The 24,753-nt window shown below is 62.3% G+C and carries 28 protein-coding genes; 20 read left to right on the plus strand and 8 right to left on the minus strand.

The window, feature by feature from the left end; translation table 11 throughout:
• Window positions 1-22 precede the first annotated feature (22 nt).
• The 8 genes from PSELUDRAFT_RS00690 to PSELUDRAFT_RS00725 are packed head-to-tail and all read left to right on the plus strand — an operon-like array spanning window position 23 to window position 7,229.
• Entirely contained in the window at window positions 23-958 is a 936-nt protein-coding gene (locus tag PSELUDRAFT_RS00690) for a chemotaxis protein (protein WP_088965031.1), read from the plus strand.
• 39 nt (window positions 959-997) lie between these two features.
• A complete protein-coding gene (gene cheY / locus PSELUDRAFT_RS00695) occupies window positions 998-1,387 on the plus strand; it encodes a chemotaxis response regulator CheY (protein WP_088965032.1) in 390 nt (129 codons plus the stop codon).
• A 44-nt stretch (window positions 1,388-1,431) separates the two neighbouring features.
• The gene (cheZ, locus tag PSELUDRAFT_RS00700) at window positions 1,432-2,163 is read left to right on the plus strand and encodes a protein phosphatase CheZ (RefSeq protein WP_088965033.1); all 732 of its coding nucleotides are present in this window, start codon (window positions 1,432-1,434) and stop codon (window positions 2,161-2,163) included.
• Between the two features lie 52 nt (window positions 2,164-2,215).
• Entirely contained in the window at window positions 2,216-4,126 is a 1,911-nt protein-coding gene (locus PSELUDRAFT_RS00705) for a chemotaxis protein CheA (RefSeq protein WP_088965034.1), read from the plus strand.
• A 12-nt stretch (window positions 4,127-4,138) separates the two neighbouring features.
• Window positions 4,139-5,350 (plus strand): EAL and HDOD domain-containing protein, encoded by a 1,212-nt coding sequence (locus tag PSELUDRAFT_RS00710; RefSeq protein ID WP_088965035.1) that lies wholly within the window; start codon window positions 4,139-4,141, stop codon window positions 5,348-5,350.
• Window positions 5,351-5,366: 16 nt separating this feature from the next.
• Complete coding sequence (gene tsaB, locus PSELUDRAFT_RS00715; protein ID WP_088965036.1) at window positions 5,367-6,008, plus strand: tRNA (adenosine(37)-N6)-threonylcarbamoyltransferase complex dimerization subunit type 1 TsaB; 642 nt, start codon at window positions 5,367-5,369, stop codon at window positions 6,006-6,008.
• A complete protein-coding gene (rimI, locus tag PSELUDRAFT_RS00720) occupies window positions 6,001-6,450 on the plus strand; it encodes a ribosomal protein S18-alanine N-acetyltransferase (RefSeq protein ID WP_231895272.1) in 450 nt (149 codons plus the stop codon). Before tsaB ends, rimI begins: the two co-directional genes overlap by 8 nt.
• Window positions 6,447-7,229 carry a uracil-DNA glycosylase family protein gene (locus tag PSELUDRAFT_RS00725; protein ID WP_088965038.1) on the plus strand — a complete coding sequence of 261 codons (783 nt, stop codon included), beginning with the start codon at window positions 6,447-6,449 and terminating at the stop codon, window positions 7,227-7,229. Before rimI ends, PSELUDRAFT_RS00725 begins: the two co-directional genes overlap by 4 nt.
• Before the next feature lie 119 nt (window positions 7,230-7,348).
• Here PSELUDRAFT_RS00725 and rpmG read toward each other — a convergent pair whose 3' ends face one another.
• Window positions 7,349-7,504 carry a 50S ribosomal protein L33 gene (gene rpmG / locus PSELUDRAFT_RS00730; protein ID WP_017506994.1) on the minus strand — a complete coding sequence of 52 codons (156 nt, stop codon included), beginning with the start codon at window positions 7,502-7,504 and terminating at the stop codon, window positions 7,349-7,351.
• 34 nt (window positions 7,505-7,538) lie between these two features.
• The gene (gene rpmB, locus PSELUDRAFT_RS00735) at window positions 7,539-7,772 is read right to left on the minus strand and encodes a 50S ribosomal protein L28 (protein ID WP_026107616.1); all 234 of its coding nucleotides are present in this window, start codon (window positions 7,770-7,772) and stop codon (window positions 7,539-7,541) included.
• Window positions 7,773-8,126: 354 nt separating this feature from the next.
• Between rpmB and PSELUDRAFT_RS00740 the strand changes: the two genes are divergently transcribed.
• From PSELUDRAFT_RS00740 to PSELUDRAFT_RS00760, 5 genes are all read left to right on the plus strand, one after another.
• Window positions 8,127-9,767, plus strand: coding sequence for a CTP synthase (locus tag PSELUDRAFT_RS00740; RefSeq protein ID WP_088965039.1), 1,641 nt, complete (start codon window positions 8,127-8,129; stop codon window positions 9,765-9,767).
• A gap of 102 nt (window positions 9,768-9,869) precedes the next feature.
• Complete coding sequence (gene kdsA / locus PSELUDRAFT_RS00745) at window positions 9,870-10,721, plus strand: 3-deoxy-8-phosphooctulonate synthase (RefSeq protein ID WP_088965040.1); 852 nt, start codon at window positions 9,870-9,872, stop codon at window positions 10,719-10,721.
• Between the two features lie 85 nt (window positions 10,722-10,806).
• On the plus strand, window positions 10,807-12,090 hold the full coding sequence (eno, locus tag PSELUDRAFT_RS00750; protein WP_088965041.1) for a phosphopyruvate hydratase: 1,284 nt from the start codon (window positions 10,807-10,809) through the stop codon (window positions 12,088-12,090).
• A gap of 2 nt (window positions 12,091-12,092) precedes the next feature.
• A complete protein-coding gene (gene ftsB / locus PSELUDRAFT_RS00755) occupies window positions 12,093-12,392 on the plus strand; it encodes a cell division protein FtsB (protein ID WP_088965042.1) in 300 nt (99 codons plus the stop codon).
• 76 nt (window positions 12,393-12,468) lie between these two features.
• Window positions 12,469-14,250 carry a diguanylate cyclase gene (locus tag PSELUDRAFT_RS00760; RefSeq protein ID WP_088965043.1) on the plus strand — a complete coding sequence of 594 codons (1,782 nt, stop codon included), beginning with the start codon at window positions 12,469-12,471 and terminating at the stop codon, window positions 14,248-14,250.
• 62 nt (window positions 14,251-14,312) lie between these two features.
• Here the strand turns inward: PSELUDRAFT_RS00760 and PSELUDRAFT_RS00765 are convergent, their stop codons facing one another.
• Both PSELUDRAFT_RS00765 and PSELUDRAFT_RS00770 read right to left on the minus strand, forming a co-directional pair.
• The gene (locus tag PSELUDRAFT_RS00765) at window positions 14,313-14,624 is read right to left on the minus strand and encodes an RnfH family protein (protein WP_088965044.1); all 312 of its coding nucleotides are present in this window, start codon (window positions 14,622-14,624) and stop codon (window positions 14,313-14,315) included.
• The gene (locus tag PSELUDRAFT_RS00770; protein WP_088965045.1) at window positions 14,611-15,048 is read right to left on the minus strand and encodes a type II toxin-antitoxin system RatA family toxin; all 438 of its coding nucleotides are present in this window, start codon (window positions 15,046-15,048) and stop codon (window positions 14,611-14,613) included. Before PSELUDRAFT_RS00770 ends, PSELUDRAFT_RS00765 begins: the two co-directional genes overlap by 14 nt.
• A 151-nt stretch (window positions 15,049-15,199) precedes the next feature.
• Between PSELUDRAFT_RS00770 and smpB the strand changes: the two genes are divergently transcribed.
• The 3 genes from smpB to guaA all read left to right on the plus strand — a co-directional run bounded on the left by smpB (window position 15,200) and on the right by guaA (window position 17,625).
• On the plus strand, window positions 15,200-15,646 hold the full coding sequence (smpB, locus tag PSELUDRAFT_RS00775; protein ID WP_088965046.1) for an SsrA-binding protein SmpB: 447 nt from the start codon (window positions 15,200-15,202) through the stop codon (window positions 15,644-15,646).
• A 2-nt stretch (window positions 15,647-15,648) separates the two neighbouring features.
• The gene (locus PSELUDRAFT_RS00780) at window positions 15,649-15,984 is read left to right on the plus strand and encodes a hypothetical protein (RefSeq protein ID WP_088965047.1); all 336 of its coding nucleotides are present in this window, start codon (window positions 15,649-15,651) and stop codon (window positions 15,982-15,984) included.
• Between the two features lie 63 nt (window positions 15,985-16,047).
• Entirely contained in the window at window positions 16,048-17,625 is a 1,578-nt protein-coding gene (gene guaA, locus PSELUDRAFT_RS00785; protein WP_088965048.1) for a glutamine-hydrolyzing GMP synthase, read from the plus strand.
• A gap of 172 nt (window positions 17,626-17,797) precedes the next feature.
• Here the strand turns inward: guaA and PSELUDRAFT_RS00790 are convergent, their stop codons facing one another.
• On the minus strand, window positions 17,798-18,694 hold the full coding sequence (locus PSELUDRAFT_RS00790; RefSeq protein WP_088965049.1) for a LysR family transcriptional regulator: 897 nt from the start codon (window positions 18,692-18,694) through the stop codon (window positions 17,798-17,800).
• Between the two features lie 210 nt (window positions 18,695-18,904).
• Here PSELUDRAFT_RS00790 and ampC point away from each other — a divergent pair, with 210 nt between their 5' ends.
• Window positions 18,905-20,074, plus strand: coding sequence for a class C beta-lactamase (gene ampC / locus PSELUDRAFT_RS00795; protein ID WP_088965050.1), 1,170 nt, complete (start codon window positions 18,905-18,907; stop codon window positions 20,072-20,074).
• Window positions 20,075-20,117: 43 nt separating this feature from the next.
• On the opposite strand, the gene PSELUDRAFT_RS00800 is transcribed toward ampC, so the two are convergent.
• Entirely contained in the window at window positions 20,118-20,933 is an 816-nt protein-coding gene (locus tag PSELUDRAFT_RS00800; protein WP_088965051.1) for an alpha/beta fold hydrolase, read from the minus strand.
• Between the two features lie 9 nt (window positions 20,934-20,942).
• The gene (locus PSELUDRAFT_RS00805; protein ID WP_088965052.1) at window positions 20,943-21,182 is read right to left on the minus strand and encodes an AzlD family protein; all 240 of its coding nucleotides are present in this window, start codon (window positions 21,180-21,182) and stop codon (window positions 20,943-20,945) included.
• 17 nt (window positions 21,183-21,199) lie between these two features.
• Between PSELUDRAFT_RS00805 and PSELUDRAFT_RS00810 the strand changes: the two genes are divergently transcribed.
• Together PSELUDRAFT_RS00810 and PSELUDRAFT_RS00815 are read left to right on the plus strand one after the other, a co-directional pair.
• Window positions 21,200-21,379 carry an Lrp/AsnC ligand binding domain-containing protein gene (locus tag PSELUDRAFT_RS00810; protein WP_255374066.1) on the plus strand — a complete coding sequence of 60 codons (180 nt, stop codon included), beginning with the start codon at window positions 21,200-21,202 and terminating at the stop codon, window positions 21,377-21,379.
• Window positions 21,380-21,555: 176 nt separating this feature from the next.
• Entirely contained in the window at window positions 21,556-23,106 is a 1,551-nt protein-coding gene (locus PSELUDRAFT_RS00815; RefSeq protein ID WP_088965053.1) for an MFS transporter, read from the plus strand.
• A gap of 74 nt (window positions 23,107-23,180) precedes the next feature.
• Here PSELUDRAFT_RS00815 and phhA read toward each other — a convergent pair whose 3' ends face one another.
• Entirely contained in the window at window positions 23,181-24,068 is an 888-nt protein-coding gene (gene phhA / locus PSELUDRAFT_RS00820; protein ID WP_231895274.1) for a phenylalanine 4-monooxygenase, read from the minus strand.
• 141 nt (window positions 24,069-24,209) lie between these two features.
• Here phhA and PSELUDRAFT_RS00825 point away from each other — a divergent pair, with 141 nt between their 5' ends.
• Complete coding sequence (locus tag PSELUDRAFT_RS00825; protein ID WP_231895275.1) at window positions 24,210-24,692, plus strand: Lrp/AsnC family transcriptional regulator; 483 nt, start codon at window positions 24,210-24,212, stop codon at window positions 24,690-24,692.
• Window positions 24,693-24,753 lie beyond the last annotated feature (61 nt).

Raw genomic sequence — 24,753 nt, forward strand, 5'->3', positions numbered from 1 at the left:
ACAGGAAAAATAAGGAATCGCTATGGCGACATCTGAAGCTTCACTGCTGGCCAGTGTTGACGCAAGAACCAAGCTGGCAGGCTCCAACAAGATGGAAATTCTTCTGTTCTCCCTGGGTACCCGGGAAACCTTCGGCATCAACGTATTCAAGGTCCGCGAAGTGTCGCAGACCCCGTTCATTACCCGCACCCCCAATATGCCGTTCGGCGTGGAAGGCGTGCTGTCACTGCGCGGCAACATCATCCCGGTAATTTCGCTGGCCAAGTTCATCGGCTGCGAAGCCGGCAATGTCAGCTACAACACCATGATCGTCACCGAGTTCAACAAGAGCACCCAGGCCTTCCTGGTCGACTCGGTGGATCGCATCATCCGCGTGGACTGGGACAAGGTGCGCGCGCCGGAAAACGTGATGAGCACCTCGCAGCAGACGCTGATCACCGCGGTAACCGAGCTGGAAGACGGCAAGCTGGTCTCCATTCTGGACGTGGAGCAGATCCTGGCCAGCGTGGTGGGCGAATCCCATGTGCCGGAGCTGCCGCAGGCGCCGCTGGAACTGGATCAGTACGTATTCTTTGCCGATGACTCGGTAGTGGCGCGCAAGGAAATCTGCGGCGTGCTCGACAAGATGGCCATCAAGTACCACCAGGCCAACAACGGCAAGGAAGCCTGGGACAAGCTGCAGGTACTGGCCAACCGTAACTGGTCGGACGAAGAATCGCTGCACGACACCCTCAAGTTGATCCTGGTTGATGCCGAAATGCCTGAAATGGATGGCTACGTGCTGACCAAGCTGATCAAATCCGATCACCGCTTCAGCGGCATCCCGGTCATCATGCATTCCTCGCTGTCGTCCAACGCCAACCGTGCGATGGGTGCCAGCGTCGGGGTGGACGCCTACGTCGCCAAATTCGACCCGGCCGTGCTGGCAGACACTTTAATTCCGTTCCTGCAACGATAAAATGCCGGGTTAACCGATACCCAGGTCAGGACAACGCTAATGACAGACAAGAATATTCGTTTCCTCGTGGTAGACGACTTCTCCACAATGAGACGTATTGTGCGCAACCTGCTCAAGGAACTGGGCTTCACCAACGTCGATGAAGCCGAGGACGGTCAGGTTGCCCTGCACAAGCTGAAAACCCAGCACTTCGACTTCGTGGTGTCGGACTGGAACATGCCGAACATGACCGGCATCGAACTGCTGCGCGCCGTGCGCGCCGATGCCCAGCTGAAGCCGCTGCCCTTCCTGATGATTACCGCCGAGGCCAAGCGCGAGAACATCATCGAGGCCGCCACCGCCGGCGCCAGCGGTTACATCGTCAAGCCGTTCACCGCTGCCACGCTGGAAGAGAAGATGAACAAGATCTTCCAGAACATGAGCAAATAACATTACAGCAAGCACCATAAGTGCAAAGCGCAGGAGGAGTTAACGTGCCTGACCACCTTCTTGAAAGCGGCGACTCTGCAGAGCTGGAAGCCCTGTTCGACAGCATCGCCCTGCAGCAGCCCGTCGGTGGCGATGCCCCGGCTGCGGCCAACTTCGAACTCTCTCCGGAAACCGTCATGGGCATGTATGCCCAGATCGGGCAGATGACCCGCAAACTGCACGACACGCTGCGTGAACTGGGTTACGACAAGTCGCTGGAAAAAGTGGCTGACGCCATTCCGGATGCCAAGGATCGCCTGGGCTACATCGCCACCCTGACCGCCAATGCCGCCGAGCGCGTGCTGAACGCCACCGACATTGCCAAGCCTATCCAGGACGAACTGCAGGGCCAGGCGGAGCATCTGGGTCAGCGCTGGGAAAAACTGTTCGCCAACCAGCTGTCCACCACCGAATTCAAGCAACTGGCGCAGGATACCCGTGGTTACCTTGCCAGCGTGCCCAAACAGACCGAAGCCACCAGCAACCAGTTGCTGGAAATCGTGATGGCTCAGGACTTCCAGGATCTGACCGGCCAGGTGATCAAGAAGGTCATGGACATGGTCAAGACCCTGGAAACCGAGTTGCTGTCGGTACTGATCGAATACCTGCCGGCCGAACGCAAGGTGGAACTGAACACCGACCTGCTGCAAGGCCCGGTGGTGAACCCCGATGGCCGTGCCGACGTAGTCACCAGCCAGCAGCAAGTGGACGACCTGCTGGAAAGCCTGGGCTTCTGACCGAATATTGCCGCTGACCCGCCAAGGGGCAGACAAAACTAAGGAAGTAGAAATGAGCGACTTCGCTGGTATGGAAGAACTGCTGCAGGATTTCCTGATGGAATCGACCGAGCTGTTGTCCGATGTCGACAACAAGCTGGTGGAACTGGAAAAGCGCCCGAACGACCGCGCCCTGCTCAATGATATCTTTCGCGGCTTCCATACCATCAAGGGTGGTGCCGGCTTCCTGAATGTCGCCCCGATGGTGACCGTGTGCCATCGCACCGAAAACCTGTTCGACAAACTGCGCAATTCCGAGCTGCAGATCACCCCGCGCCTGATGGACGTGATCCTGGATGCCACCGGTGCGGTGCGCGACATGTTCACCACCCTGGGCCAGGGCCTGACCCCGGGCAATCCGGATCCGGCACTGCTGGTAGCGCTGGATGCGGCGCTGGCCGGCAACCTGGAAGCGCCGGCAGCGCCCGCTCCGGCGCCTGCCGCTGCCCCGGCAGCTGCCGCGCAACCGTCCGGCGAACCGGACTGGAACGCCCTGCACGCCGCAGTAAGCGGCAACGCTGCTGCCGCCCCGGCTGCAGCACCGCAGGCTGCGGCACCCGCTCCGGCACCGGCCCCCGTGGCAGCCGCACCGGCCGCCAGCACCGAGGTTGAAGTGATTCCCGCGGCGGCGGTGGCAAGCAGCAGCACCGCAGTCGCTCCGGCTGCGGCACGGGCGCCGGTCAAGGCCTCCGGCGGTGGTGGCAGCATTTCCGGCCAGGAAAACACCATCCGCATCGACACCGTACGTCTGGACCAGGTACTGAACCTGTCCGGCGAGATCGGCCTGACCAAGAACCGCCTCACCACCCTGCGCACCGAGATCCTGCAGGGCAATACGGAAACCAACACCCTGCGTTCGCTGGACGAGGCCATCAGCCAGCTGGACCTGCTGGTGAGCGATCTGCAGAACGCGGTGATGAAAACCCGCATGCAGCCGATCGGTCGCCTGTTCCAGAAGTACCCGCGCCTGGCGCGTGACCTGGCGCGCCAGCTGGGCAAGGAAGTCGAGCTGGTGATCACCGGCGAGGAAACCGAACTCGACAAGACCATGATCGAGGATCTGAACGACCCGCTGGTGCACCTGGTGCGCAACGCGGTCGATCACGGCGTGGAATCGGCGGAAGACCGCATTGCTTCCGGCAAGAAGCCGCAGGCCATCATCGAGCTGACCGCCGAGCAGGTGGGCGACCACATCGTCATCGAGATTACCGACGACGGCAAGGGCATGAACCCGGAAGTGCTGCGCCGCAAGGCCATCGCCAAGGGTCTGATCGATGCAGAAACCGCCAACTCGCTGGACGAGAAGCAGTGCCTGCAACTGATCTTCCTGCCGGGCTTCTCCACCAAGGACCAGATTTCCAGCGTATCCGGCCGTGGCGTGGGCATGGATGTGGTGCGTACCAACATCCAGAAGCTCAACGGCCGCATCGACATCAACTCCATCCAGGGCGAAGGCACCCGCATCAGCATTTCGCTGCCGCTGACGCTGGCGATCCTGCCGGTGCTGGTGGTGCGTGCCTGCAATCAGCCGTTCGCCGTACCGCTGGCCATGGTGCGCGAGATCATCCCGATCGACACCACCGCCATCCAGGAAGTATCCGGCCGCCCCACCATCGTGGTGCGCGACGAGATTCTGCCGCTGAAGACGCTGTCCGGCCTGCTGAACTGGGAACCGACGCAGAAGCCGAATTTCGGCGTGCTGATGCAGTCTGCCGAGAAATCCTTCATCCTGGCAGTGGATTCCTTCGTCGGTCGCGACGACGTGGTGATCAAGCCGCTGCAGAACATCCGCCCGAAAGGCGTGGCCGGTGCCACCCTGTCCGGTGATGGCTCTGTCGTGCTGGTACTGGATATGGAAGACCTGCTGACCGGCCAGCTGGAAACCGGTAGCATGGCACGCAGCCTGGACAATTTCGCTTACTGAAGATAGCCGACGATGTCGAATTCCGCCTTTTTGGGGCGCCAACCTGTTCTGAACAGAAACCAGCAGCTCATCGGGTATGAGCTGCTTTTTCGTAGTGCCGGTGATGCCGCCAGCGCCGCGCCCCACGCCCCGCTGGAGGCCGATACCCAGGTTCTGGTGAATGCCCTTAACAATATGGGCACCAACTGGCTGATCGGCAGCAAGCTCGCCTTCATCAATGTCGGCGAAGCGATGCTGAGCAGCGATTTCCTGGAACTGCTGCCACCGCGGCGCGTGGTGCTGGACATTGCGGCCAACATCCAGCCCGGCAACGAGCTGGTTTCCCGCGTACGCTACCTGCGCTCGCTGGGCTTCGGCATTTCGCTGGACGACTTCACCTTCGAACAGCCAGCTGCCGCCCTGCTCGACCTGGCCAACTACGTGAAGCTGGACGTGCAGGCCATGGACAAGCTGCAGTTCCAGGCGTTGGCCGCACGGCTGCGCAGCTACCCGGTGATCCGCATCGGCGAGCGCATCGAATCCTACGAACACTACAATCTATGCCGCGATCTGGGGCTGGACGGTTACCAGGGCTATTATTTCGCCCGTCCGGAAACCCTGTCCGCCAAGATCATCCACGCCTCGTTCAGCAACACCCTGAAGCTGCTGAACCTGCTGCGCGCCGATGCGCCGCTACGCGATATCGAGCACGTGCTGAAAGGCGACGTGGCGCTGTCGTTCAAGCTGCTGCGCTATGTGAACTCCGCTGCCGCCGGCCTGAACACCACCATCAGCTCCTTTGGCCATGCCGTTACCGTGCTGGGCTACCAGAAGCTGTACCGCTGGCTGACGCTGCTGCTGGTCACCAGCAACGAACACAGCAACCTGGCGCCGGCGCTGCAGAAAACCGCCATTACCCGTGCGCGGGTGATGGAACTGCTGGCACTGGACACTGGCCACAGCAGCGATTTCTGCGACAATGCCTTCATCGTCGGCATGTTCTCGCTGCTGGATGTGATCTTCGACATGCCGATGACGCAGATCCTGGAGCACATCAACCTGCCCGGCGATGTTCAGGACGTCCTGCTACACCGGCAGGGCAGTTTCGCCCCCATCCTGCAGCTGGCACTGGCGCTGGAACAAGGTCTGCCCACCCTGCCCCCGCTTGCGGAAGGCCTGGGCCTGGACCCGGACCAGCTCAACCTGTTGCACACTTCCGCCCTGGCCTGGGTGGAAGAGCTTTGATTGAATCCGATTATTGATGACCCGTTTGCTTGCCCTGGATTGCTCCAACTACAACCTGTCTGTTGCCCTGCTTGACCAGCAACAGCTGCTGCAATACCACCAGACCGTAAAACAGGGCCACTCCGACCTGGCCCTGAACGTGATTGCCGACCTGTTGCAACAGGCCGGCATCCAGCTGACCGACCTGGACGCCATCCTGTTCGGCAAAGGCCCTGGTGCCTTCACCGGCCTGCGCATTGCCGCCGGCGTCGCCAGTGGCCTCGCCACTGCGGCCAACTTGCCGCTGCACGGCATTCCCACCCTGGATGCCATTGCCTTGAACCTGCCGGCGGAAACCGGCATCGCGGTACTGGATGCGCGCATGAGCGAGGTGTATGCCTGCCGCTACCTGGATGGCAAGGCCATCGGCGGCACCGGCGTATACAAGCCGGAACAGTTGTCGCTGCAGGCCGGGGATGTCCTCGCCGGTGATGCGGCCAACTATTTCAGCGAGCAGCCGCAACGCTTCATTGCCTGCGAACCTCGCGCCGAGCACTATATCCAGCTGTTCCAGCGCCAGCCGCAGCGCTACCCGGCCAGCGCCACCGCCGAGCTGCTGTATGTACGCGACAAGGTGGCACTCACCGCTGCCGAGCAACGGGACAAACAGCGTGGCTGAGTTGCAACGCCTCCTCGCCCCGGCTGCCGCCATCGAGCTGGCCGCCGCCGAGGCCGCCTGCTGCGCACACCCGTGGAGCAGTGGCATGTATGCCGACTCGCTGGCCGGCCAGGATCAGGTGTACGTCTACCGCGAGGAAGATGGCACCGTGCTGGGTTACGCCGTGCTGCTGCTGATTCTGGACGAAGCCCAGCTGCAGAATATTTTCATCTGCCAGCCACAGCAGCGCCGCGGCCACGGCCGCCGTCTGCTGCAGCAGCTGATGCAGCTTGCCGCCAGCCAGGGCGCCACACGCATGCTGCTGGAAGTACGCGACAGCAACCACGCCGCCCGCGCACTGTATGCCGGCAGCGGTTTCGTGGAGTGCGGCCTGCGCAAGCACTACTACCGCACCGAACACGGCCCGCGTGAGCACGCCGTGCTGATGGAGGCCGCCCTATGAGCCGGCAGCAGCAGATTCTGGCCGAGATTGGCATCCGCCCCTTATGGCAGCTGCGCAACCCGGCCATCGTCGAAGCCCTTGTTGAGGAGGCGGCAGCGCAGCCTGCTCCTGCCCAGGCGGCAAGCCTAGAACAACCTGCCCCAACGCCGGCAGCCATGCCAGCCCCGACGGCGGCTGATGTCCATCCCCAGGAAACAAGCCAGCCGGCCCCCCCTGCCGTCATCAACATCAGCGATTGGGACGACCTGCATGCGCAGGTAGCCGCGTGCCAGCAGTGCCAGCTGGCCAGAACCCGCAGCAATACCGTGGTCGGCCGTGGCAACCGCCAGGCAAGGCTGTTGATCATTGGCGAAGCGCCGGGCGAGCAGGAGGATCTGCAGGGCCTGCCCTTCGTCGGCAAGGCCGGTCACTTGCTGGAAAACATGCTGGCGGCCGCCGGTTTCGACAGCGCCCGCGATGTCTACATCTGCAACCTGCTCAAGTGCCGCCCGCCGGGCAACCGCAACCCGGCACAGGACGAGATCGTGAAATGCCAGCGCTTCCTGCAGTGGCAGATCGAGAGCGTTGACCCTGAGCTGATCGTGGCCGTGGGCCGCTTCGCCGCGCAAAGCCTGCTGCAAAGCACCGCCTCGCTGGGCAACCTGCGCGGCAAGCAGCACCAGTACGGCCGCTACCCGGTACTGGTGAGCTTCCACCCCGCCTACCTGCTGCGCAGCCCCGGCGAAAAAGCCAAAGCCTGGCAAGACTGGTGCCGCGTGCGCCAGCTGCTGCAGAAATAAGCAAACCCCGCCAGGCGGGGTTTTTTCTTGCCGGCGCCGCAAGCGCCATGCGGCCAACGTTGGCTGCAAAAAACAAAAGCCCTCGAAACCGAGGGCTTTTAGCGGGATACCTGGCCGAATTACTTCAGCTTGGTTTCCTTGTACAGAACATGCTTGCGGGCAACGGGATCAAATTTTTTGATCTCCATTTTTTCCGGCATAGTGCGCTTGTTCTTGGTGGTGGTGTAGAAATGACCAGTACCAGCGGTCGATTCCAGTTTGATCTTGTCGCGCATGGCTTATTCCCTTAAAGAGCTGTCGGTCGACTGATTACAGTTCGCCGCGAGCACGCAGGTCGGCCAGAACGGCATCGATACCTACTTTGTCGATGGTACGCAGAGCAGCGTTGGAGATGCGCAGGCGCACCCAACGGTTTTCGCTCTCTACCCAGAACTTGCGGTACTGCAGGTTCGGCAGAAAACGACGCTTGGTCTTGTTATTGGCGTGGGACACATTGTTCCCGGTCATCGGACGCTTGCCGGTGACTTTGCAAACACGCGCCATGGTGAGTCACTCCCAAAAGCCGGTATAAAGAAACATTTATACCATAAATTAACGCCGCAGCACAAGCTTTGACAGGCAAGCGAAAGCGCCTGCAAGCAAGCAGGCGGCGTCAGGTTTCACAGAAAGGCGGCATGATACCGAAAGCGGCGGCAGTGCGCAGCAAAAAACCGCATACTGCATGCCACCTGGCAGCACATCATTACAAATACACTGGCAAATCAACAACCTGCGGCGCAACACCCTGCAACCAACACGCCACAGGCGGTAAGATTCCGTAGCAAAGCGTGCGGCGCCCCCATTCAAAAACCGGGGCGTTGCTGTTAGAATCCCGGATTCTCATAGAGCCGTAATCCCATGACCAAGTTCATCTTCGTTACCGGTGGTGTGGTGTCCTCTCTGGGCAAGGGCATCGCTGCCGCGTCCATCGCCGCCATTCTCGAATCCCGTGGTCTCAAAGTCACCATGCTGAAGCTGGATCCCTACATCAACGTGGATCCGGGCACCATGAGCCCCTTCCAGCACGGTGAAGTCTTCGTTACCGAAGACGGTGCAGAAACCGACCTCGACCTTGGCCATTATGAGCGCTTCATCCACGCCAAGATGAAGAAGAGCAACAACTTCACTACCGGCCAGGTATATGAATCCGTGATCACCAAGGAGCGCCGCGGCGACTACCTGGGTGGCACCGTGCAGGTCATTCCGCACATCACCGACGAAATCAAGCTGAAAGTGCGCGAAGGCGCCGGCAGCGTGGATGTTGCCATCGTCGAAATCGGCGGTACCGTCGGCGATATCGAATCGCTGCCGTTCCTGGAAGCCATCCGCCAGATGCGCTCCAACCTGGGCCGCAAGAACACCCTGTTCGTGCACCTGTCCTACGTGCCGTACATCGCCACCGCCGGCGAAATCAAGACCAAGCCGACCCAGCACTCCGTTAAAGAGATGCGCGAAATCGGCATCCAGCCGGACATCCTGCTGTGCCGCATGGACCGCGAGCTGCCGGAAGACGAAAAGCGCAAGATCGCGCTGTTCTGCAACGTGGAAGAGAACGCGGTAATCGGCTGCTACGACGCCGACTCCATCTACAAGGTGCCGGAGATGCTGCACGCGCAGGGTATCGACGACATCATCGCCGAGCAGCTGCAACTGGAGCTGCCGAAGGCCGACCTGTCCACCTGGAAGCGCATCATCGACGCCATCGAGCACCCGGACCATAGCGTGAACATCGCCATGGTGGGCAAGTACGTCGATCTGACCGAATCCTACAAGTCGCTGTCCGAGGCGCTGAAGCACGCCGGCGTGCACACCCGCACCAACGTCAACATCATCTATGTCGATTCCGAAGAGATCGAGCGCGACGGCGCCGAATCGCTGAAAGACATGGACGCCATCCTGGTACCGGGCGGCTTCGGCAAGCGCGGCGTGGAAGGCAAGATCAAGGCGGTGAAGTTCGCCCGCGAGAACAACATCCCTTACCTGGGCATTTGTCTGGGCATGCAGATCGCGCTGATCGAGTACGCCCGCGACGTGGCCGGCATGACTGGCGCCAACTCCACCGAGTTCGATCTGGAAACCGACTACCCGGTAGTGGCGCTGATCGACGAGTGGGTAAACCACGACGGCAAGATCGAAACCCGTGATGAAAACTCCAACCTGGGCGGCACCATGCGCCTGGGTGGCCAGCAGTGCGACCTCATCGACGGCTCGCTGGCAGCACGCGTGTACGGCAACACCGAGATCACCGAGCGCCATCGTCACCGTTATGAAGTGAACAACCACTATGTACAGCGCCTGCAGGCAGCCGGCCTGACCATCAGCGGCCTGTCCGCCGGTCACGAGAAACTGGTGGAAACCATTGAGCTGGCCAACCATCGCTGGTTCTTCGCTTGTCAGTTCCACCCGGAGTTCACCTCCACACCGCGCGATGGCCACCCGCTGTTCATCGCCTACGTGCAGGCAGCCCTCGCCTACCAGGCGGACAAGGCCAAGGCCTGAGCAGGCAGCCATTGTCAGCCCGTCTGACCAAAGTTGGCCGCAAGGTGGCGAAGCGCGAGCTTCGCGGCCAATGCGGCCAACCTTGTCTTGAAAGGACACACCATGAAACTTGCCGGATTTGAAGTCGGCCTCGACCAGCCGCTGTTCCTGATCGCCGGCCCCTGCGTGATCGAAAGCGAGCAGATGGCGCTGGATACCGCTGGCGCGCTCAAGGAAATCACCCAGGAACTGGGCATCAACTTCATCTACAAGTCGAGCTTCGACAAGGCCAACCGCTCGTCCGGCAAGTCCTTCCGCGGCTTCGGCATGGAAGAAGGCCTGCGCATCCTGGCGGAAGTGAAACGCCAGATCGGCGTGCCGGTACTCACCGACATCCATACCGAAGAGCAAGTGCCGCACGTGGCAGCGGTGGTGGATGTGCTGCAGACCCCGGCCTTCCTCGCCCGCCAGACCGACTTCATCCGCGCCGTGGCGCAAAGCGGCAAGCCGGTGAACATCAAGAAGGGCCAGTTCATGGCACCGGGCGACATGAAGCACGTCATCGACAAGGCGCGCGATGCCGCCATCGAAGCCGGCCTGGACCCGAACAGCTTCATGGCCTGCGAACGCGGCGCCTCCTTCGGCTACAACAACCTGGTGTCCGACATGCGCAGCCTGGCGATCATGCGCGAGACCAACTGCCCGGTGGTATTCGATGCCACCCACTCGGTACAGCTGCCGGGCGGCCAGGGCACCAGCTCCGGCGGCCAGCGCGAATTCGTGCCGGTACTGGCGCGTGCCGCGGTAGCCGCCGGCGTGGCCGGCCTGTTCATGGAAACCCACCCCAACCCGCCCTGCGCGCTGTCCGACGGCCCCAATGCCTGGCCGCTGCCGCGCATGAAGGAGCTGCTCACCACCCTGGTGGCGCTGGACCGACTGGTAAAAGCGCAACCGCTGGCCGAGCTTTCGCTGTAACAGGTTGACTCCACGGCCAGCCTGTTTCAAGGTTGGCCGCACCGAACCCCGGTTTATCCAACTTAGAAATCTAAAGGGAACTTAGATGAGTGCGATCGTTGACGTGATTGCCCGCGAAATTCTGGATTCGCGCGGTAACCCGACTGTTGAAGCCGATGTACTGCTGGAATCCGGCGTAATGGGCCGTGCCGCCGTACCGTCCGGCGCCTCCACCGGCGAGAAGGAAGCGCTGGAACTGCGTGACGGCGACAAGAGCCGCTACCTGGGCAAGGGCGTACTGAAGGCGGTTGAGAACATCAACACCGAAATCTGCGAAGCCATCATCGGCCTGGACGCCTCCGATCAGGCATTCATCGACAAGACCATGATCGAGCTGGACGGCACTGAGACCAAGGGCCGCCTGGGCGCCAACGCCATGCTGGCCGTCTCCATGGCCGTGGCTCGTGCCGCCGCCGAAGACGCCGGCCTGCCGCTGTACCGTTACCTCGGCGGCGCCGGCCCGATGGCCATGCCGGTACCGATGATGAACGTGATCAACGGTGGCGCGCACGCCAACAACACCCTGGACATCCAGGAATTCATGATCATGCCGGTAGGCGCGCAGACCTTCCGCGAAGCCCTGCGCTGTGGCGCCGAGATCTTCCACACCCTGAAAAAGCTGTGCGACAGCAAAGGCTACGCCACCACCGTGGGTGACGAAGGCGGTTTCGCCCCGAACCTGGCCAGCCACGAAGACGCCATCAAGCTGATTCTGGAAGCCATCGACGCCGCCGGCTACGTAGCCGGTCAGGACGTGCTGCTGGCCCTGGACTGCGCCTCCTCCGAATTCTACCGCGACGGCAAGTACCATCTGACCGCCGAAGGCCTGGCGCTGAGCTCCGAGCAGTTCGCCGACTACCTGGAAACCCTGGTCAACAACTACCCGATCATCTCCATCGAAGATGGCATGAGCGAGCACGACTGGGCCGGCTGGCAGCTGCTGACCGAACGTCTGGCTGGCCGCGTGCAGCTGGTAGGTGACGACGTGTTCGTGACCAACCCGGCGATCCTGGCCAAGGGCATCGAAAGCGGCGTGGCCAACGCCCTGCTGGTAAAAGTGAACCAGATCGGCACCCTGTCCGAGACCCTGAAGGCCGTGGACCTGGCCAAGCGCTCGCGCTACACCAGCGTGATGAGCCACCGCTCCGGCGAAACCGAAGACAGCACCATTGCCGACCTGGCCGTGGCCACCAACTGCATGCAGATCAAGACCGGCTCGCTGTCGCGTTCCGATCGCATGGCCAAGTACAACCAGCTGCTGCGCATCGAGGAAGAACTGGGTGATGCCGCCTGGTACCCGGGCCGTGCCGCCTTCTACAACCTGAAATAATCATGAAACGCCTGACCCTGCTGCTCATCCTGCTGCTTGCCGCATTGCAATGGCCATTATGGCTGGGCAAGGGCAGCTGGCTCAGGGTCTGGCAACTCGACAAACAGGTTGAGGAACAACATGCGGCCAACCAGCAACTGGTTGGCCGCAACACCGCGCTGGACGCCGAAGTGCGTGATCTAAAACAAGGAACCGCGGCAATTGAAGAGCGCGCCCGCAACGAACTTGGCATGATCAAGCAAGGTGAGGTATTTTTCCAACTTCTTGATCCGTCTCACCCTCCCGGACCAGCCCCGCACTGACAGGCGTTGACGGGAAGCGGACCACAAGCGATAACGACAAAACATGGTTGGTAAAAAAGGCTCCAGGGTCTGGTCCATGACGATGCACAATCCGATCGACACCGCGCGTGAAACGCTCAAACAGCTCACGCTGCGCAAACTCCTCCCCACACCAGACAATTTCGAACGCCTGTACTGCGAGATTGCCGGCGTAGAGCCGGAAAGCCAGAAAAGCAAGCTGGCGGAACTGCTGTTCAACGCCTTTGAAAAGCTGCCGGTCACCGACAGCAGCTACAAGATCGCCCTCACCAAACTGCGCAAGGCCATCCAGGATGAAAAATGGGAACTGGTGCCGCAACTGGTGATGGATCTTTCGGTACTGCACCAGCGCAGCCGTGAACTGAACCAGCACTGGGGCTCGCTGATCCTCGACCTGATCAAGGCCTGGGATACCCGCAACCCGGAGATGGGACAGCGCTACAAGCAATCCGCGCTGGAACGGGTAGTGGCTACCTTCGGCAACAACCCGCAGGAACTCAATGACAAGCTGGGCAACCTGGTCAAGAACTGGCTGCAGCCGGAGATGCCGGCAGCAGCAGCCGAACCGCCCGGCAGCACGAGCAGCGACACTGCCGCGGCTGAAGCCCCCGCCGGCAGCGCGTCTGCGGCCAACGACAGCTCCGCCTGGCGCGATGTGCTGGAATACGCGCTGCGCTACGGCATCGCCCCTCGCCTGCTGCACTACCCCGACCTGCTGCCGCAGCTGGAAGAAGTGCAGCTGCAGCTCAAGGATTGCAGCACCGATAGCCAGCTCACCGAATTCTTCCCGAAACTGCGCAGCTTCCTGATTCGCCTGGAACTGCTGTCGCAGGAAGACGAGCGCCTGGTTGCCGGCCTCGCCAACCTGATGCGGCTGATGCTGCAGAATGTCGCCGAGCTTAACCGCGGCGACAGCTACCTGGTAGGCCAGATCAGCAGCCTGCAGGCCATCCTGGCGCAGCCCAATATCTCGATCCAGCACATCTATCACCTGGAATCGAGCCTGAAGGAAGTCATCCACAAGCAGGGCTCGCTGCGCAGCTCGCTGGACGAAGCCACCGATTCGCTGCGCGCACTGCTGGACACCTTCCTCAGCAAGCTGTCACTGATGAGCAGCGGCACCGGCCAGTTCCAGCAGCGCCTGCGCGAACACAGCGAACGCATCCGCGCCGCCCACGACGGCGAAGCGCTGAACGGCATCATGCAGGACCTGCTGCATGACACCGCCAGCATGCAGGACAACCTGCAAAGCTCGCAGCAGGAGCTGCAGGGTGCCAAGCAGGAAGTGGAATCGGCCCAGTCGCGCATCCGCGAACTGGAGAATGCACTGGAAGCGGCCAGCGCCAAGATCAAGGAAGACCAGCTCACCGGCGCCTACAACCGCCGCGGGCTGGAAGAACACTTCACCCGCGAGATCAGCCGCGCCGAGCGCAGCGGCCAGCCGCTGTCGGTGGCACTGCTGGACGTGGACAACTTCAAGCAGGTCAACGACAGCTTCGGCCACCTCACCGGCGACAATGTGCTGAAGTACCTGGTGGACATGATCCGCCACAGCGTGCGCGCCTCGGACATCGTCGGCCGTTTCGGTGGCGAGGAATTCATCGTGCTGCTGCCGGACACCGCCGCCGCGGAAGCGGTGGACCTGATGCAGCGCCTGCAGCGCGAGCTGACCAAGAACTTCTTCCTGACAGGCAGCGAAAAACTGGTGGTGACCTTCAGCGCCGGCGTGGCGGAATGGCACCGCGGCGAGCAGGATATCGACGTGATCGAACGCGCCGACCGCGTGATGTACCAGGCCAAGCTGGCCGGCAAGAACCGCACGCTATCCGCCGAATCCTGAGCCGGCGGCAACGGCAAACAAAAACGGGGCAACAGCCCCGTTTTTTCATTTGCCGGCGCTACTCAGTCGCCGCCCTTCTTCATCGCCTTGCCGGCCTCGGCCCGCTGGCGGCGCACCGCCTTCGGGTCCGCCTGCAGCGGGCGGTAGATTTCCACCCGGTCGCGTGCGCGCAGCACGGTGTCCGGCTGCACCGCCTTGCCGAAGATACCCAGCTTCAGCGCCGCCATATCGATTTCGGCAAACTCTGCGGCCAACCCTGACTGCGCCACGGCCTGCACGGCGGTGGTACCGGGCGCCACCTGCAGCGCCACGATCTTCTGCCGGCCCGGCAGCGCGAACGCCACCTCCACCGGGATATGCTCAGTCGTCGCCATAGACACGATCCGCCTCCTTGATGAAGGCATCCACCAGCGTGCCGGAAATATGGCCGAATACCGGGCCGATAATGGTTTCCAGGATCTTGCTGGAGAACTGGTAGCTCAGGCGGAACTCCACCTTGCAGCCGAAATCGCCCAGCGCATGGAAATGCCAGCGCCCTTCCAGGTGCTGGAACGGGCCATCCACCAATTCCATGATGATGGCGCCGTACGGCTCGTTGCGGTTGCGGGTGGTGAAATGCTGCTTCACCTTCAGGTAATCGATATGCAGGCTGGCCACCAGCTGGTCGCCGTCGCGCTCGTGCTCCTCGGCCCTGGCGCACCACGGCAGGAAGCGCGGATAGTGGGTTACATCATCCACCAGCCGGAACATCTGCTCCGGGGTGTGCGCCACCAGGACGCTCTTCTCGATGACATGCATGCTGAAACGGTGCTAGGGAAAGCACGAAGGGTACACAATCGCCCAGCCCGGCGGCAAGCCGCCAGATCAAGCCCATGAATTTGCAGCGCTTTGGCGAATGCGCCCGTTCTGCTAAAATGCGCGATTCCCTGCAATACCTGCCTTGGACCCCATGAGCATCGTCGACAACCGCAAAGCCTTTCACGACTACTTCATCGAGGAGCAGCTCGAAGCCGGCCTGATGCTGGAAGGCTGGGAGGTCAAGGCGATCCGCGCCGGCCGCGTACAGCTGAAAGAAAGCTACGTCATCTACCGCGACGGCGCCTTCTACCTGTTCGGCTGCCACATCACCCCGCTGCAGTCTGCCTCCACCCACGTTCACCCCGACCCGGTACGCACCCGCAAGCTGTTGCTGAACCAGCATGAGATCAGCCGCCTGATCGGCAAGGTGGAACGCGCCGGCTACACCATGGTGGCACTCAACCTGCACTACAGCAAAGGCAATATCAAGGCCGACATCGGCCTGGCCAAGGGCAAGAAGCAGCACGACAAGCGCGAAAGCGAAAAAGAACGCGAATGGCAGCGCGAGAAACAGCGCCTGATGCGCGGCAAGGTGTAAGCATGAAACCGAGCATCGTCCAACCCATCCTGCTGATCATCCTGGGCGCCCTGTGGCTGCTCAAGAGCACCGCGCTGCTGCCGGAAACCTCCATCCTGCTCGCCCTGCTGCTGGCCGCCGCCGGCGTGATACTGGGCCTGCTGGACGGGCTGACCAAGTCCACCGTGGTCAGCAGCCCGATGCTGGTCTACGCCGGTGCCGCCATTTACCTGTATGACCACTATTTCGTGCGCTTCAGCCACGTTGCCGCCTTCGGCATGATGCTGCTGGGCATATTGCTGCTGCTCGCCCGCAGCGACCGCATACCGGAGCGCCGGCTGCCACGCCGCCGCACCTGACAAGACACCGTATTCAAAATGACACCGGCCAACCCCAGCCGGTTAATACACGCAAGGACTGCCATGGACAAAATCCTCATCCTCGACTTCGGCTCCCAGGTCAGCCAGCTGATCGCCCGCCGCGTGCGCGAAGCCCACGTCTACTGCGAGCTGCACCCGTTCGACATGCCCATCGACGAGATCCGCGCGTTCAACCCCAAGGCCATCATCCTGTCCGGCGGCCCCAACTCGGTATACGAATCCGACTACCAGGCCGACCAACAGGTATTCGCGCTGGGCGTACCGGTACTGGGCATCTGCTACGGCATGCAGTTCATGGCGCAGAGCCTGGGCGGCAAGGTGGAAGCCGGCGACAAGCGTGAATTCGGCTACGCCGAAATCCAGGCCCGCCACCACTCCAAGATCCTGGAAGGCCTGCAGGACCGCGTGGACGATGCCGGCAACGGCTTCCTCGACGTATGGATGAGCCACGGCGACAAGGTTACCTCGCTGCCGGCCGGCTTCCATGTCATCGCCGAGACCCCGTCCTGCCCGGTGGCCGCCATGGCCGATGAGGACCGCGGCTTCTACGCCGTGCAGTTCCACCCGGAAGTGACCCACACCAAGCGCGGCACCGAGATGCTGCACCGCTTCGTGCTGCACGTGGCCGGCGCCAAGCCGTCCTGGACCATGCCGAACTACATCGAGGAAGCGATCCAGAAGATCCGCGACCAGGTGGGCGACGAGGAAGTCATCCTCGGCCTGTCCGGCGGCGTGGATTCCTCGGTGGCTGCAGCGCTGATTCACCGCGCCATCGGTGAACAGCTCACCTGCGTCTTCGTCGACCACGGCCTGCTGCGCCTGAACGAAGGCAAGATGGTGATGGAAATGTTCGCGCAGAACCTGGGCGTGAAAGTGATCCGGGTTGATGCCAGCGAACAGTTCATGGGCAAGCTGGCCGGCGAGACCGACCCGGAGAAGAAGCGCAAGATCATCGGCGCCGAATTCGTGGAAGTGTTCCAGCGTGAATCCGGCAAGCTGACCAACGCCAAGTGGCTGGCACAGGGCACCATCTACCCGGACGTGATCGAATCCGCCGGCGCCAAGACCAAGAAGGCGCACGCGATCAAGAGCCACCACAACGTGGGCGGCCTGCCGGAAGACATGAACCTCAAGCTGCTGGAGCCGCTGCGCGACCTGTTCAAGGACGAAGTACGCCAGCTGGGCGTGGCGCTGGGCCTGCCGCACGACATGGTGTACCGCCACCCGTTCCCGGGCCCGGGCCTGGGCGTGCGCATACTGGGTGAAGTGAAGATGGAATACGCCGAGCTGCTGCGCCGCGCCGACGCCATCTTCATTGAAGAACTGCGTGGCACCGTGGATGAAGCCACCGGCAAGAACTGGTACGACCTCACCAGCCAGGCCTTTGCCGTATTCCTGCCGGTGAAATCGGTAGGCGTGATGGGCGACGGCCGCACCTACGACTACGTGGTGGCACTGCGCGCGGTAATCACCAGCGACTTCATGACCGCACACTGGGCCGAACTGCCGTACAGCCTGCTGGGCAAGGTATCCAACCGCATCATCAACGAAGTGCGCGGCATCAACCGCGTGGTCTACGATGTGAGCGGCAAGCCACCGGCAACCATCGAGTGGGAATAAAAGTTGTTATCTGACAACAGCTTAGACAGCACAACAGGGCCGGCGTATTGCCGGCCCTTTTTACATTCATCGCGACCTGAACCACGTTCTGACAGCTTAAAAACGGGCCTCTGATGGTCACAAAATGGTCAGAGTCGGCCCACCTCGCGAGGCCCCCCTCATGCTGCCCCGGCTAGGAACCCTCCACGGATCGATTGCTCGTTTCGCCGGCCGCTTCCCTCAGTATCCAGCTATGGAACAGCTGCATGGCCGGCGACATGGGTCTTGATTTCAACCACGTCAGCCAGTAGCTGCCGGCTTTCACTTCCATCTCGAACGGACAAACGAGAAGTCCTGCCTGCAGTTCCCGCACGAACATTCCGGGTGGAGCCAAAGCGACGCCCGCACCTTGTACTGCCGCTTCCACCATCAGCCGGGACGAATCAAAGACTGGGCCATTCATCGTCCACGGCGCCAGCCCGGCAGCGGCAAACCAGGCAATCCAGTCGTCAACGCGATACGAGCGCAGCAGTATTTCCCTTGCCAGGTCGGGCGGCTCGGAAAGTCGTCTTGCAATCTCCGGCGCGCACAGCACCGCAAGCGGCGCATCGAGCAGTAAGGCATTGTGTGTTGCAGGCCAGAGCCCCTCGCCGAAACGGATCGCAAAATCGAGCCCCTCAGATGCCAGATCAACGAGATTGTTATGAGTGAGCAGTCGCAACTCGACGAAGGGATGCAGCTCCCTGAACCGTTTCAGCCGCGGCATCAGCCAACCGACGGCAAATGTGCCCACCACGCCAACCGTCAACACCTCGTGGAAATTCCCTCCCTCGAATTGCTTCAGTACGGCTTCGATACGGCCGAAAGCATCACTCAGCACCGGCAACAAGGCGCGGCCCTCGTCAGTCAAGCCCAGGCCACGCGGCAGCCGCTTGAACAGGGGCATCCCCAGGCGTTCTTCGAGCGTCCGCACCTGCTGGCTGACTGCCGCCTGCGTGACGTTGAGCTCCAGCGCGGCGCGAGTAAAACTGAGATGTCGCGCTGACGCTTCGAATGCTCGAAGCGCGTTAAGTGGTAGATAAGTACGCATGCCGCTCACACCATAGATTTTCTTTACCCTGCAGCAAATTATCCTCGATTGCCAAGCAATCGGGAGATGACGGATATTCCTCACTCGACAAGGGCTTCGCACAGATGACATCCGGCGGGGTGATGCATCCAGAGGCAAAGCTAGCTTATACGAGCCGCTGTCTGACCGAATAGCCTCAACCAGCAATAGAAATTGAAGGAAATCCCAGGAATGAAGTTCAGCGCGACAAGCCGGCTGGCGACCGTTTTCTTCGCCTTATGTGCGACCACAACCGCCACGCTCGCGGCGGATAGCCCGCAAGACGCGATCAGGTCAGCGGTGGACAGGACAATCCAGCCTGTCATGACGAAATACCGCATCGCCGGCATGGCGGTTGGCGTCATTACCGGGGGCAACACCTACGTGTTCAACTATGGCGTGGTGTCGATGAAAAGCGGCAAGCCGGTTACGCGCGACACCTTGTTCGAACTCGGCTCGGTCAGCAAGACCTTCACCGCGACGCTGGCATCGTATGCGCAGGTGAGTGGCAAGCTGTCGCTGACCGATAAAACGAGCCAGTACCTGCCATCGCTGCAAGGCAGCCCGTTCGGCGACGTGCGTCTCGTCAACCTGGGCACGCATACGCCCGGCGTGCTGCCGCTACAGGTGCCGGATGGCATCCATGACGACACGCAGCTCCTGCAATACCTGAAGGAGTGGAAACCGGGCTGTGCGCCGGGTAGCTGCCGTACGTATTCGAACCCCGGCATCGGCACACTCGGCCTGATAACGGCGAAAAGCATGAACCAGCGCTTTGACGCGCTGATGGAGCAGCGCGTGTTTCCCGCACTCGGCATGAGCAGCAGCTACATCAACGTTCCGCAAGCCAGGGAAGCGGATTACGCGCAAGGCTATACAAAGGATGGCATGCCGATCCGCATGTCGCCCGGCATGCTGTCCGCCGAAGCCTATGGCATCAAGTCGACGGCAGCAGACATGACCCGCTTCGTGGCCGCCAACATGAAGCTGATAAAACTGGACGCCAAGCTCCAGCGTGCAATCACCGACACGCACACCGGCTACTTCAAGGCAGGCGTGATGACCCAGGACCTGATATGGGAACAGTATCCGTATCCGGTCGCCTTGCAGACCTTGCTGGAGGGGAACTCCTCGGCCATGGCCTTCAATGCGACGCCGACGGCTGCAATCACACCGCCACAGGCCCCTAGGCAAGACGTCTGGATCAACAAGACCGGCTCTACCAACGGCTTCGGGGCTTACGTGGCATTCATCCCTAAGAAGCAGCTGGGCATCGTCATCCTCGCCAACAGGAACTACCCGATCGATGAACGGGTAAGTGCGGCCTACCAGATCCTCACCTCACTTGCCGACGGGCAGTGAGCAATGATGAAAACAAAGCCCGGCGTTTGCCGGGCTTTGTTTTTTAGTGTCGACCAGCGTCGAGAAACTTGCCGATGCGCTGCAGCACCCAGTGTTCCTGCTCGCGGTGCGGCATGTGGCGCACACCGGGCATAATCTCCAGTTGCGCCGGGCCGGCCACCAGGCCGGCAATCTGCTGCGGGTGCAGGCTGGAGCCGTACTCGTCGTCAGCGCCATGCAACACCAGCGTCGGGCAGTGCACCTGTGGCAGCGCCGCCTGCAGCGACCAGTCGGCGAATGCCGGTGCCAGCCAGGTATCGATCCAGGCTTGCAGCACCCAACGCGCCTTGTCACCGTGGTAGCGCCGCAGCCGCTCGAACGGCTCCGGCTGGGCAAACTGTTCCCTGGCTTCGATGATGCCGGCGCGGGTGCGCTCCTCCACGAACGCCTGCGCCGCGATGGTGATCAGCGCCTCGCAGCCGGCCGCATAGTGCGCGGCGCAGTGCACCGCCATGCCGCCGCCCACGCTATGCCCCAGCAGCACGAAACGCTCCAGGCCGAAATGCTCGCGCAGCGCGGCAAAGCCGCTGGCGGCCTCCGCCGGCACGAAGTCCATGCCCGGCGGTTCGTGCCGCGGGTCGGACTGGCCAAAACCCAGCCGGTCGTAGGCAATCACCGTGCGCCCGGTGTGCTCCGCCAGCAGTGCCGGGAAGTTGCGCCACAGCGCGACGCAGCCCAGCGAATCGTGCAGCAGCACTATTGGTGCATGAAGGTCGGGCGCCTGAAGGTTGGCCGCATGCGGCTGCCAGCAGCGGGCGAACAGCCGGCCGGCAGCGGTGGCCACCCAGTGGTCGGTGGCGGGGGGATTGGTCGTACTCATGAGCTTCTCTCAACTTGCCAGCAGCTGGCGCAACAGGCCGCTGGCGGCGATGCCGATCAGCACGGTGGGCAGCATGCCCAGCCGGCATGCGGCCAACAGGGTGATGCCCAGCGCCAGCAGATCGGCGGGTTTGTCTGCCACGAAGGCCGGTGCAATCACCGATATCAACACACAAGCCGGTACGTTTTCCAGTACCGCCAGCATGCGCGGGCTGAGGCTGCGCCCGCGCAGCGCCAGGTAGCCGACGATGCGGGTCGGTCAGGCCGGTGCTGGAATGCCACCTGATGGCGGGCGACTGCGACTTTCTGTTGCGGGTGGTGGCAGCGGATCTGGACGACTACCGCCAGTTCCAGATCGAGCACCTCACCCGCATCAAGGGCGTGCAGAGCGTGAAGACCGAGATTCCGATGCAGAAGATCAAGCTCACCGCGGAAATCCCGGTCTAGCCGACCGGAAATTCACAACAATTAAAAAAACAGGCTGCGCCCGCCGCCGCCCGCCCGGCTGCAGGCGCCCAGCGCCGCCAGCGGAACAACGGCAGCGATAAACCCGGCCATACTGCAAGCTCATCTCACATGCGGCCAACCTTGCCGCCAGGCACACCGCAAGGGAGTGAACAGCAATGCACACACCATGGCACAGGCAGCTACACGCCCGGCTACGCCTGGGCAAACGCCGGCTGCTGATGCTGCTGCTGGGGCTGATCACCGCCGTCGAGTTCTTTGAAAACGCCATGTTCGTGTTCGCCGCCAGCCACGTGATGGGCGGCATCGACGCCTCGCCGCGCGAGTTTGCGCTGGTGCAGGCGGCCTATGCGGTGGGCAGCATGCTGATGATCGTCAAACAGCAGTGGCTGACACGCCATTACGGCTACCGCCACTACCTGGTGGCTTCGCTAGCGCTGTTCGTACTGGGCGCGCTGGGCAGCGCCGCCAGCGGCAGCCTGATCGCCCTGGCGCTGGCGCGTTTCGTGCAGGGTGTGGGCGGCGGTGCACTGTTCACCAGCAGCCGCATCCTGGTGAACCTGCTGTTTGCGCCGGCGGATCGGCCGCGCGCGCTGAAATACTTCATGCTGCAGATCTTCTCCGCCTCGGCATTCGGGCCGGCGGTGGCCGCGCTGTGCGTGGAAAGCCTCGGCTGGCAGTCCATCTTCCTGGTGGCTATTCCCCCAGCCCTGCTGGCGCTGGCACTGTGCTGGCTGCTGCTGCCGGAAATGCCTCGCAGCGAAGCCGCGGGCGCCTATTCCGCCTGGCCCCTGCTACTGTTCGCCGCCGCCGTGATCTGCCTGCAGCTGATGCTGTCGCAGGCCCGCTACGATTTCTTTGCCCACCCGCTGCGCCTGCTGCTGATGACAGTAGCCGGCGGCGCGCTGTTGGCCGGCTTCCTGTGGCAGCAGTACCGCCACCCCGACCCGATACTGCACGTGCGCGAACTGAACAGTCCGGTGTACCTGGCCGGGCTGGCGCTGTATTTTCTGCATTACTTCCTGAGCAATTTCAGCGGCTACCTGTTCCCGGTATTCGCCGAACAGGCACTGGCGTTGCCGCTGCGCACGGTGGGCTGGCTCAATTCCGCGGCCGGCATTGTTGGTGTGGCGGTGGCACTGGCGTATGTCAGCTGGGGGCGTCGCCTGCCCAGCAAGAAGCCGCTGATGCTGCTCGGCGCACTGGCCATGGCAGTCACCGCCTGGTGGTTTGCCGCCCTGCCGGCCAATGCCACGCCCGGCACCCTGCTGCCGGGGCTGCTCGCCAAGGGCTTGTTCTCGGTGCTGCTGGTGCTGCCGGTGGCCGGGCTGACCTTCCGCGAGCTGGGCGACCAGCGCTTTGCCCACGGCTACCAGGGCAAGAACCTGATGCGGCAGATCGCCGGCTCCATCGCCACCGCGGTGGCGGCGGTGCTGATGCATAACCGCCAGTTCGCGGTGCAATCCGAGTTGTCGGTAACGCTGTCGCCGGCACGGCCCGACGTAGCCGGCTGGGTGGACAGCTTCGCCCGCTCACTGCAACAGCATGGCCTGACAACGGAGCAGGCACACAGCGGCGCGCTGGCCGAACTGGCCAGGCTTACCCAGCAGCAGGCACAGCTGATCGCCTGCCAGGATCTGTACCGGCTGCTGATAGCCTTCGCGCTGCTCACTGCGCTGGTGGTGATGGTGCAGCGCAAGCTACAGTAGCCGGCTTGCGGCCAACCTTGCCGCAATAAAAACGCCCGCTTGCGCGGGCGTTCTGCGGCAAAACCGGCAGGCGCTTACACGTCGGCGGTATCCGCCCAGCCCACGCGGTTGCCCACATGGAAGATGCGATCCTGCGCGTCGATCTCGCCGGCCCCCAGCAGGCCCTGCTGTTCCACCGCGTGGTACACCGGTGTGAAGTCCGGCGCAGTGGCTTCGAACAGCTGCTGGAAGCTGTCGATGACGAAGTAGGTTTTCTGGAAGGTATCGATGCGGTAGCGGGTGCGCATGATGCGCTGCAGATCGAAACCCACGCGGTTGGGGCTGTCGCTTTCCAGGCTGTACACCGATTCCGACTTGCTGGACACGATGCCGGCGCCGTAGATGCGCATGCCCTGCGGGGTGTTGATCAGGCCGAATTCCACCGTGTACCAGTACAGCCGCGCCAGCAGCGGCAGGTAGCCCAGCTCCTTGGCTTTCATGCCGCCCTTGCCATAGGCCTCCAGGTAGTCGGCAAACACCGGGTTGATCAGCAGCGGCACGTGGCCGAACAGGTCGTGGAACACATCCGGTTCCTGCAGGTAGTCCAGCTGGTGCGGCTCGCGCAGCCACCAGGTCACCGGGAAGCGGCGGTTGGCCAGATGCTCGAAGAACACGTCGTCCGGAATCAGCCCCGGCACCGCCACGATCTGCCAGCCGGTGGCAGCCTTCAGCGTTTCGTTGAGTCGGTCGAAGTCCGGCACCTGGTGCGCATCCACCTCCAGTGCGGCCAACCCTTGCAGATATTCGTCACAGGCGCGGCCCGGCAGCATCTCGCTCTGGCGCCGGTACAGCGTGGCCCAGGTCTGGTGATCCTCGGCGCTGTAGCGCTCCCACGGTTGCGGCAGGGTGAAATCCGCCGCGTGCGTCAGCCCCTGGTTCTTGCGCACGGTGATGTCCGGCACCGTGTAGGTATTCATTTCCATGGCGTTGTCTCTCGATAGGGTTGGCAGTGGCTGCCTATGTTTCGAGTGTAGGTGCAAGCGCATGCGCGTTGGCCGCATGATTTGAATGCCCAGACCTTTTTTTGCATACTTACCGCATACAAACCAATGGAAATGCAGAAAATGCGCGGAATCGAGCTTGATCGTTACGACTACCAGATTCTGGAGGCGCTGCAGAAGGACGCGCGCGCCACGCATCAGAAGCTGGCGCAGGAGGTGCCGCTGTCGGCATCGCAGATCGGCCGCCGCATCCAGCGGCTGGAAGAGGCCGGCATCATCCAGGGCTACCACATCGCGCTGCGGCCCGACCTGCTGGACCTGTCGGTAACCGCCTTCGCCAATGTCAGCCTGGAGCGCCACGGCGAGGCATCGATACGCGAGTTCGCCGCCGCCATCAGCGACCTGCCGGAGGTGCTGGAGTGCTACGCGGTGGCCGGCGAGGCGGATTACTGGCTGCGCATCGTGGTGCAGGACCTGCCCTCGCTGTCGCGCTTCGTGATGAACAAGCTGATGACGCTGTCGCTGGTGCGCAGCGTGAAATCCACCGTGGCGCTGGAGCCGATCAAGCACACCACCCGCCTGCCGCTGCAGCCTCCGGCGCGCTGATGCGGCCAACCCTGGCGCAGCAGCAATGAAAAAGGCCGGCATCGCTGCCGGCCTTGCCGTT

The organism is Vogesella sp. LIG4, assembly GCF_900090205.1.
In the GTDB taxonomy this organism is placed as follows: Bacteria; Pseudomonadota; Gammaproteobacteria; order Burkholderiales; family Chromobacteriaceae; genus Vogesella.

Coding starts and splice junctions, on each gene's coding strand:
- PSELUDRAFT_RS00690 (WP_088965031.1), top strand. CDS start 23: ATGGCGACATCTGAAGCTTCACTGCTGGCCAGTGTTGACGCAAGAACC.
- cheY (WP_088965032.1), top strand. CDS start 998: ATGACAGACAAGAATATTCGTTTCCTCGTGGTAGACGACTTCTCCACA.
- PSELUDRAFT_RS00705 (WP_088965034.1), top strand. CDS start 2,216: ATGAGCGACTTCGCTGGTATGGAAGAACTGCTGCAGGATTTCCTGATG.
- PSELUDRAFT_RS00710 (WP_088965035.1), top strand. CDS start 4,139: ATGTCGAATTCCGCCTTTTTGGGGCGCCAACCTGTTCTGAACAGAAAC.
- tsaB (WP_088965036.1), top strand. CDS start 5,367: ATGACCCGTTTGCTTGCCCTGGATTGCTCCAACTACAACCTGTCTGTT.
- PSELUDRAFT_RS00725 (WP_088965038.1), top strand. CDS start 6,447: ATGAGCCGGCAGCAGCAGATTCTGGCCGAGATTGGCATCCGCCCCTTA.
- rpmG (WP_017506994.1), bottom strand. CDS start 7,504: ATGCGCGACAAGATCAAACTGGAATCGACCGCTGGTACTGGTCATTTC.
- rpmB (WP_026107616.1), bottom strand. CDS start 7,772: ATGGCGCGTGTTTGCAAAGTCACCGGCAAGCGTCCGATGACCGGGAAC.
- PSELUDRAFT_RS00740 (WP_088965039.1), top strand. CDS start 8,127: ATGACCAAGTTCATCTTCGTTACCGGTGGTGTGGTGTCCTCTCTGGGC.
- kdsA (WP_088965040.1), top strand. CDS start 9,870: ATGAAACTTGCCGGATTTGAAGTCGGCCTCGACCAGCCGCTGTTCCTG.
- eno (WP_088965041.1), top strand. CDS start 10,807: ATGAGTGCGATCGTTGACGTGATTGCCCGCGAAATTCTGGATTCGCGC.
- ftsB (WP_088965042.1), top strand. CDS start 12,093: ATGAAACGCCTGACCCTGCTGCTCATCCTGCTGCTTGCCGCATTGCAA.
- PSELUDRAFT_RS00760 (WP_088965043.1), top strand. CDS start 12,469: ATGACGATGCACAATCCGATCGACACCGCGCGTGAAACGCTCAAACAG.
- PSELUDRAFT_RS00765 (WP_088965044.1), bottom strand. CDS start 14,624: ATGGCGACGACTGAGCATATCCCGGTGGAGGTGGCGTTCGCGCTGCCG.
- PSELUDRAFT_RS00770 (WP_088965045.1), bottom strand. CDS start 15,048: ATGCATGTCATCGAGAAGAGCGTCCTGGTGGCGCACACCCCGGAGCAG.
- smpB (WP_088965046.1), top strand. CDS start 15,200: ATGAGCATCGTCGACAACCGCAAAGCCTTTCACGACTACTTCATCGAG.
- PSELUDRAFT_RS00780 (WP_088965047.1), top strand. CDS start 15,649: ATGAAACCGAGCATCGTCCAACCCATCCTGCTGATCATCCTGGGCGCC.
- guaA (WP_088965048.1), top strand. CDS start 16,048: ATGGACAAAATCCTCATCCTCGACTTCGGCTCCCAGGTCAGCCAGCTG.
- PSELUDRAFT_RS00790 (WP_088965049.1), bottom strand. CDS start 18,694: ATGCGTACTTATCTACCACTTAACGCGCTTCGAGCATTCGAAGCGTCA.
- ampC (WP_088965050.1), top strand. CDS start 18,905: ATGAAGTTCAGCGCGACAAGCCGGCTGGCGACCGTTTTCTTCGCCTTA.
- PSELUDRAFT_RS00800 (WP_088965051.1), bottom strand. CDS start 20,933: ATGAGTACGACCAATCCCCCCGCCACCGACCACTGGGTGGCCACCGCT.
- PSELUDRAFT_RS00815 (WP_088965053.1), top strand. CDS start 21,556: ATGCACACACCATGGCACAGGCAGCTACACGCCCGGCTACGCCTGGGC.
- phhA (WP_231895274.1), bottom strand. CDS start 24,068: ATGGAAATGAATACCTACACGGTGCCGGACATCACCGTGCGCAAGAAC.
- PSELUDRAFT_RS00825 (WP_231895275.1), top strand. CDS start 24,210: ATGCGCGGAATCGAGCTTGATCGTTACGACTACCAGATTCTGGAGGCG.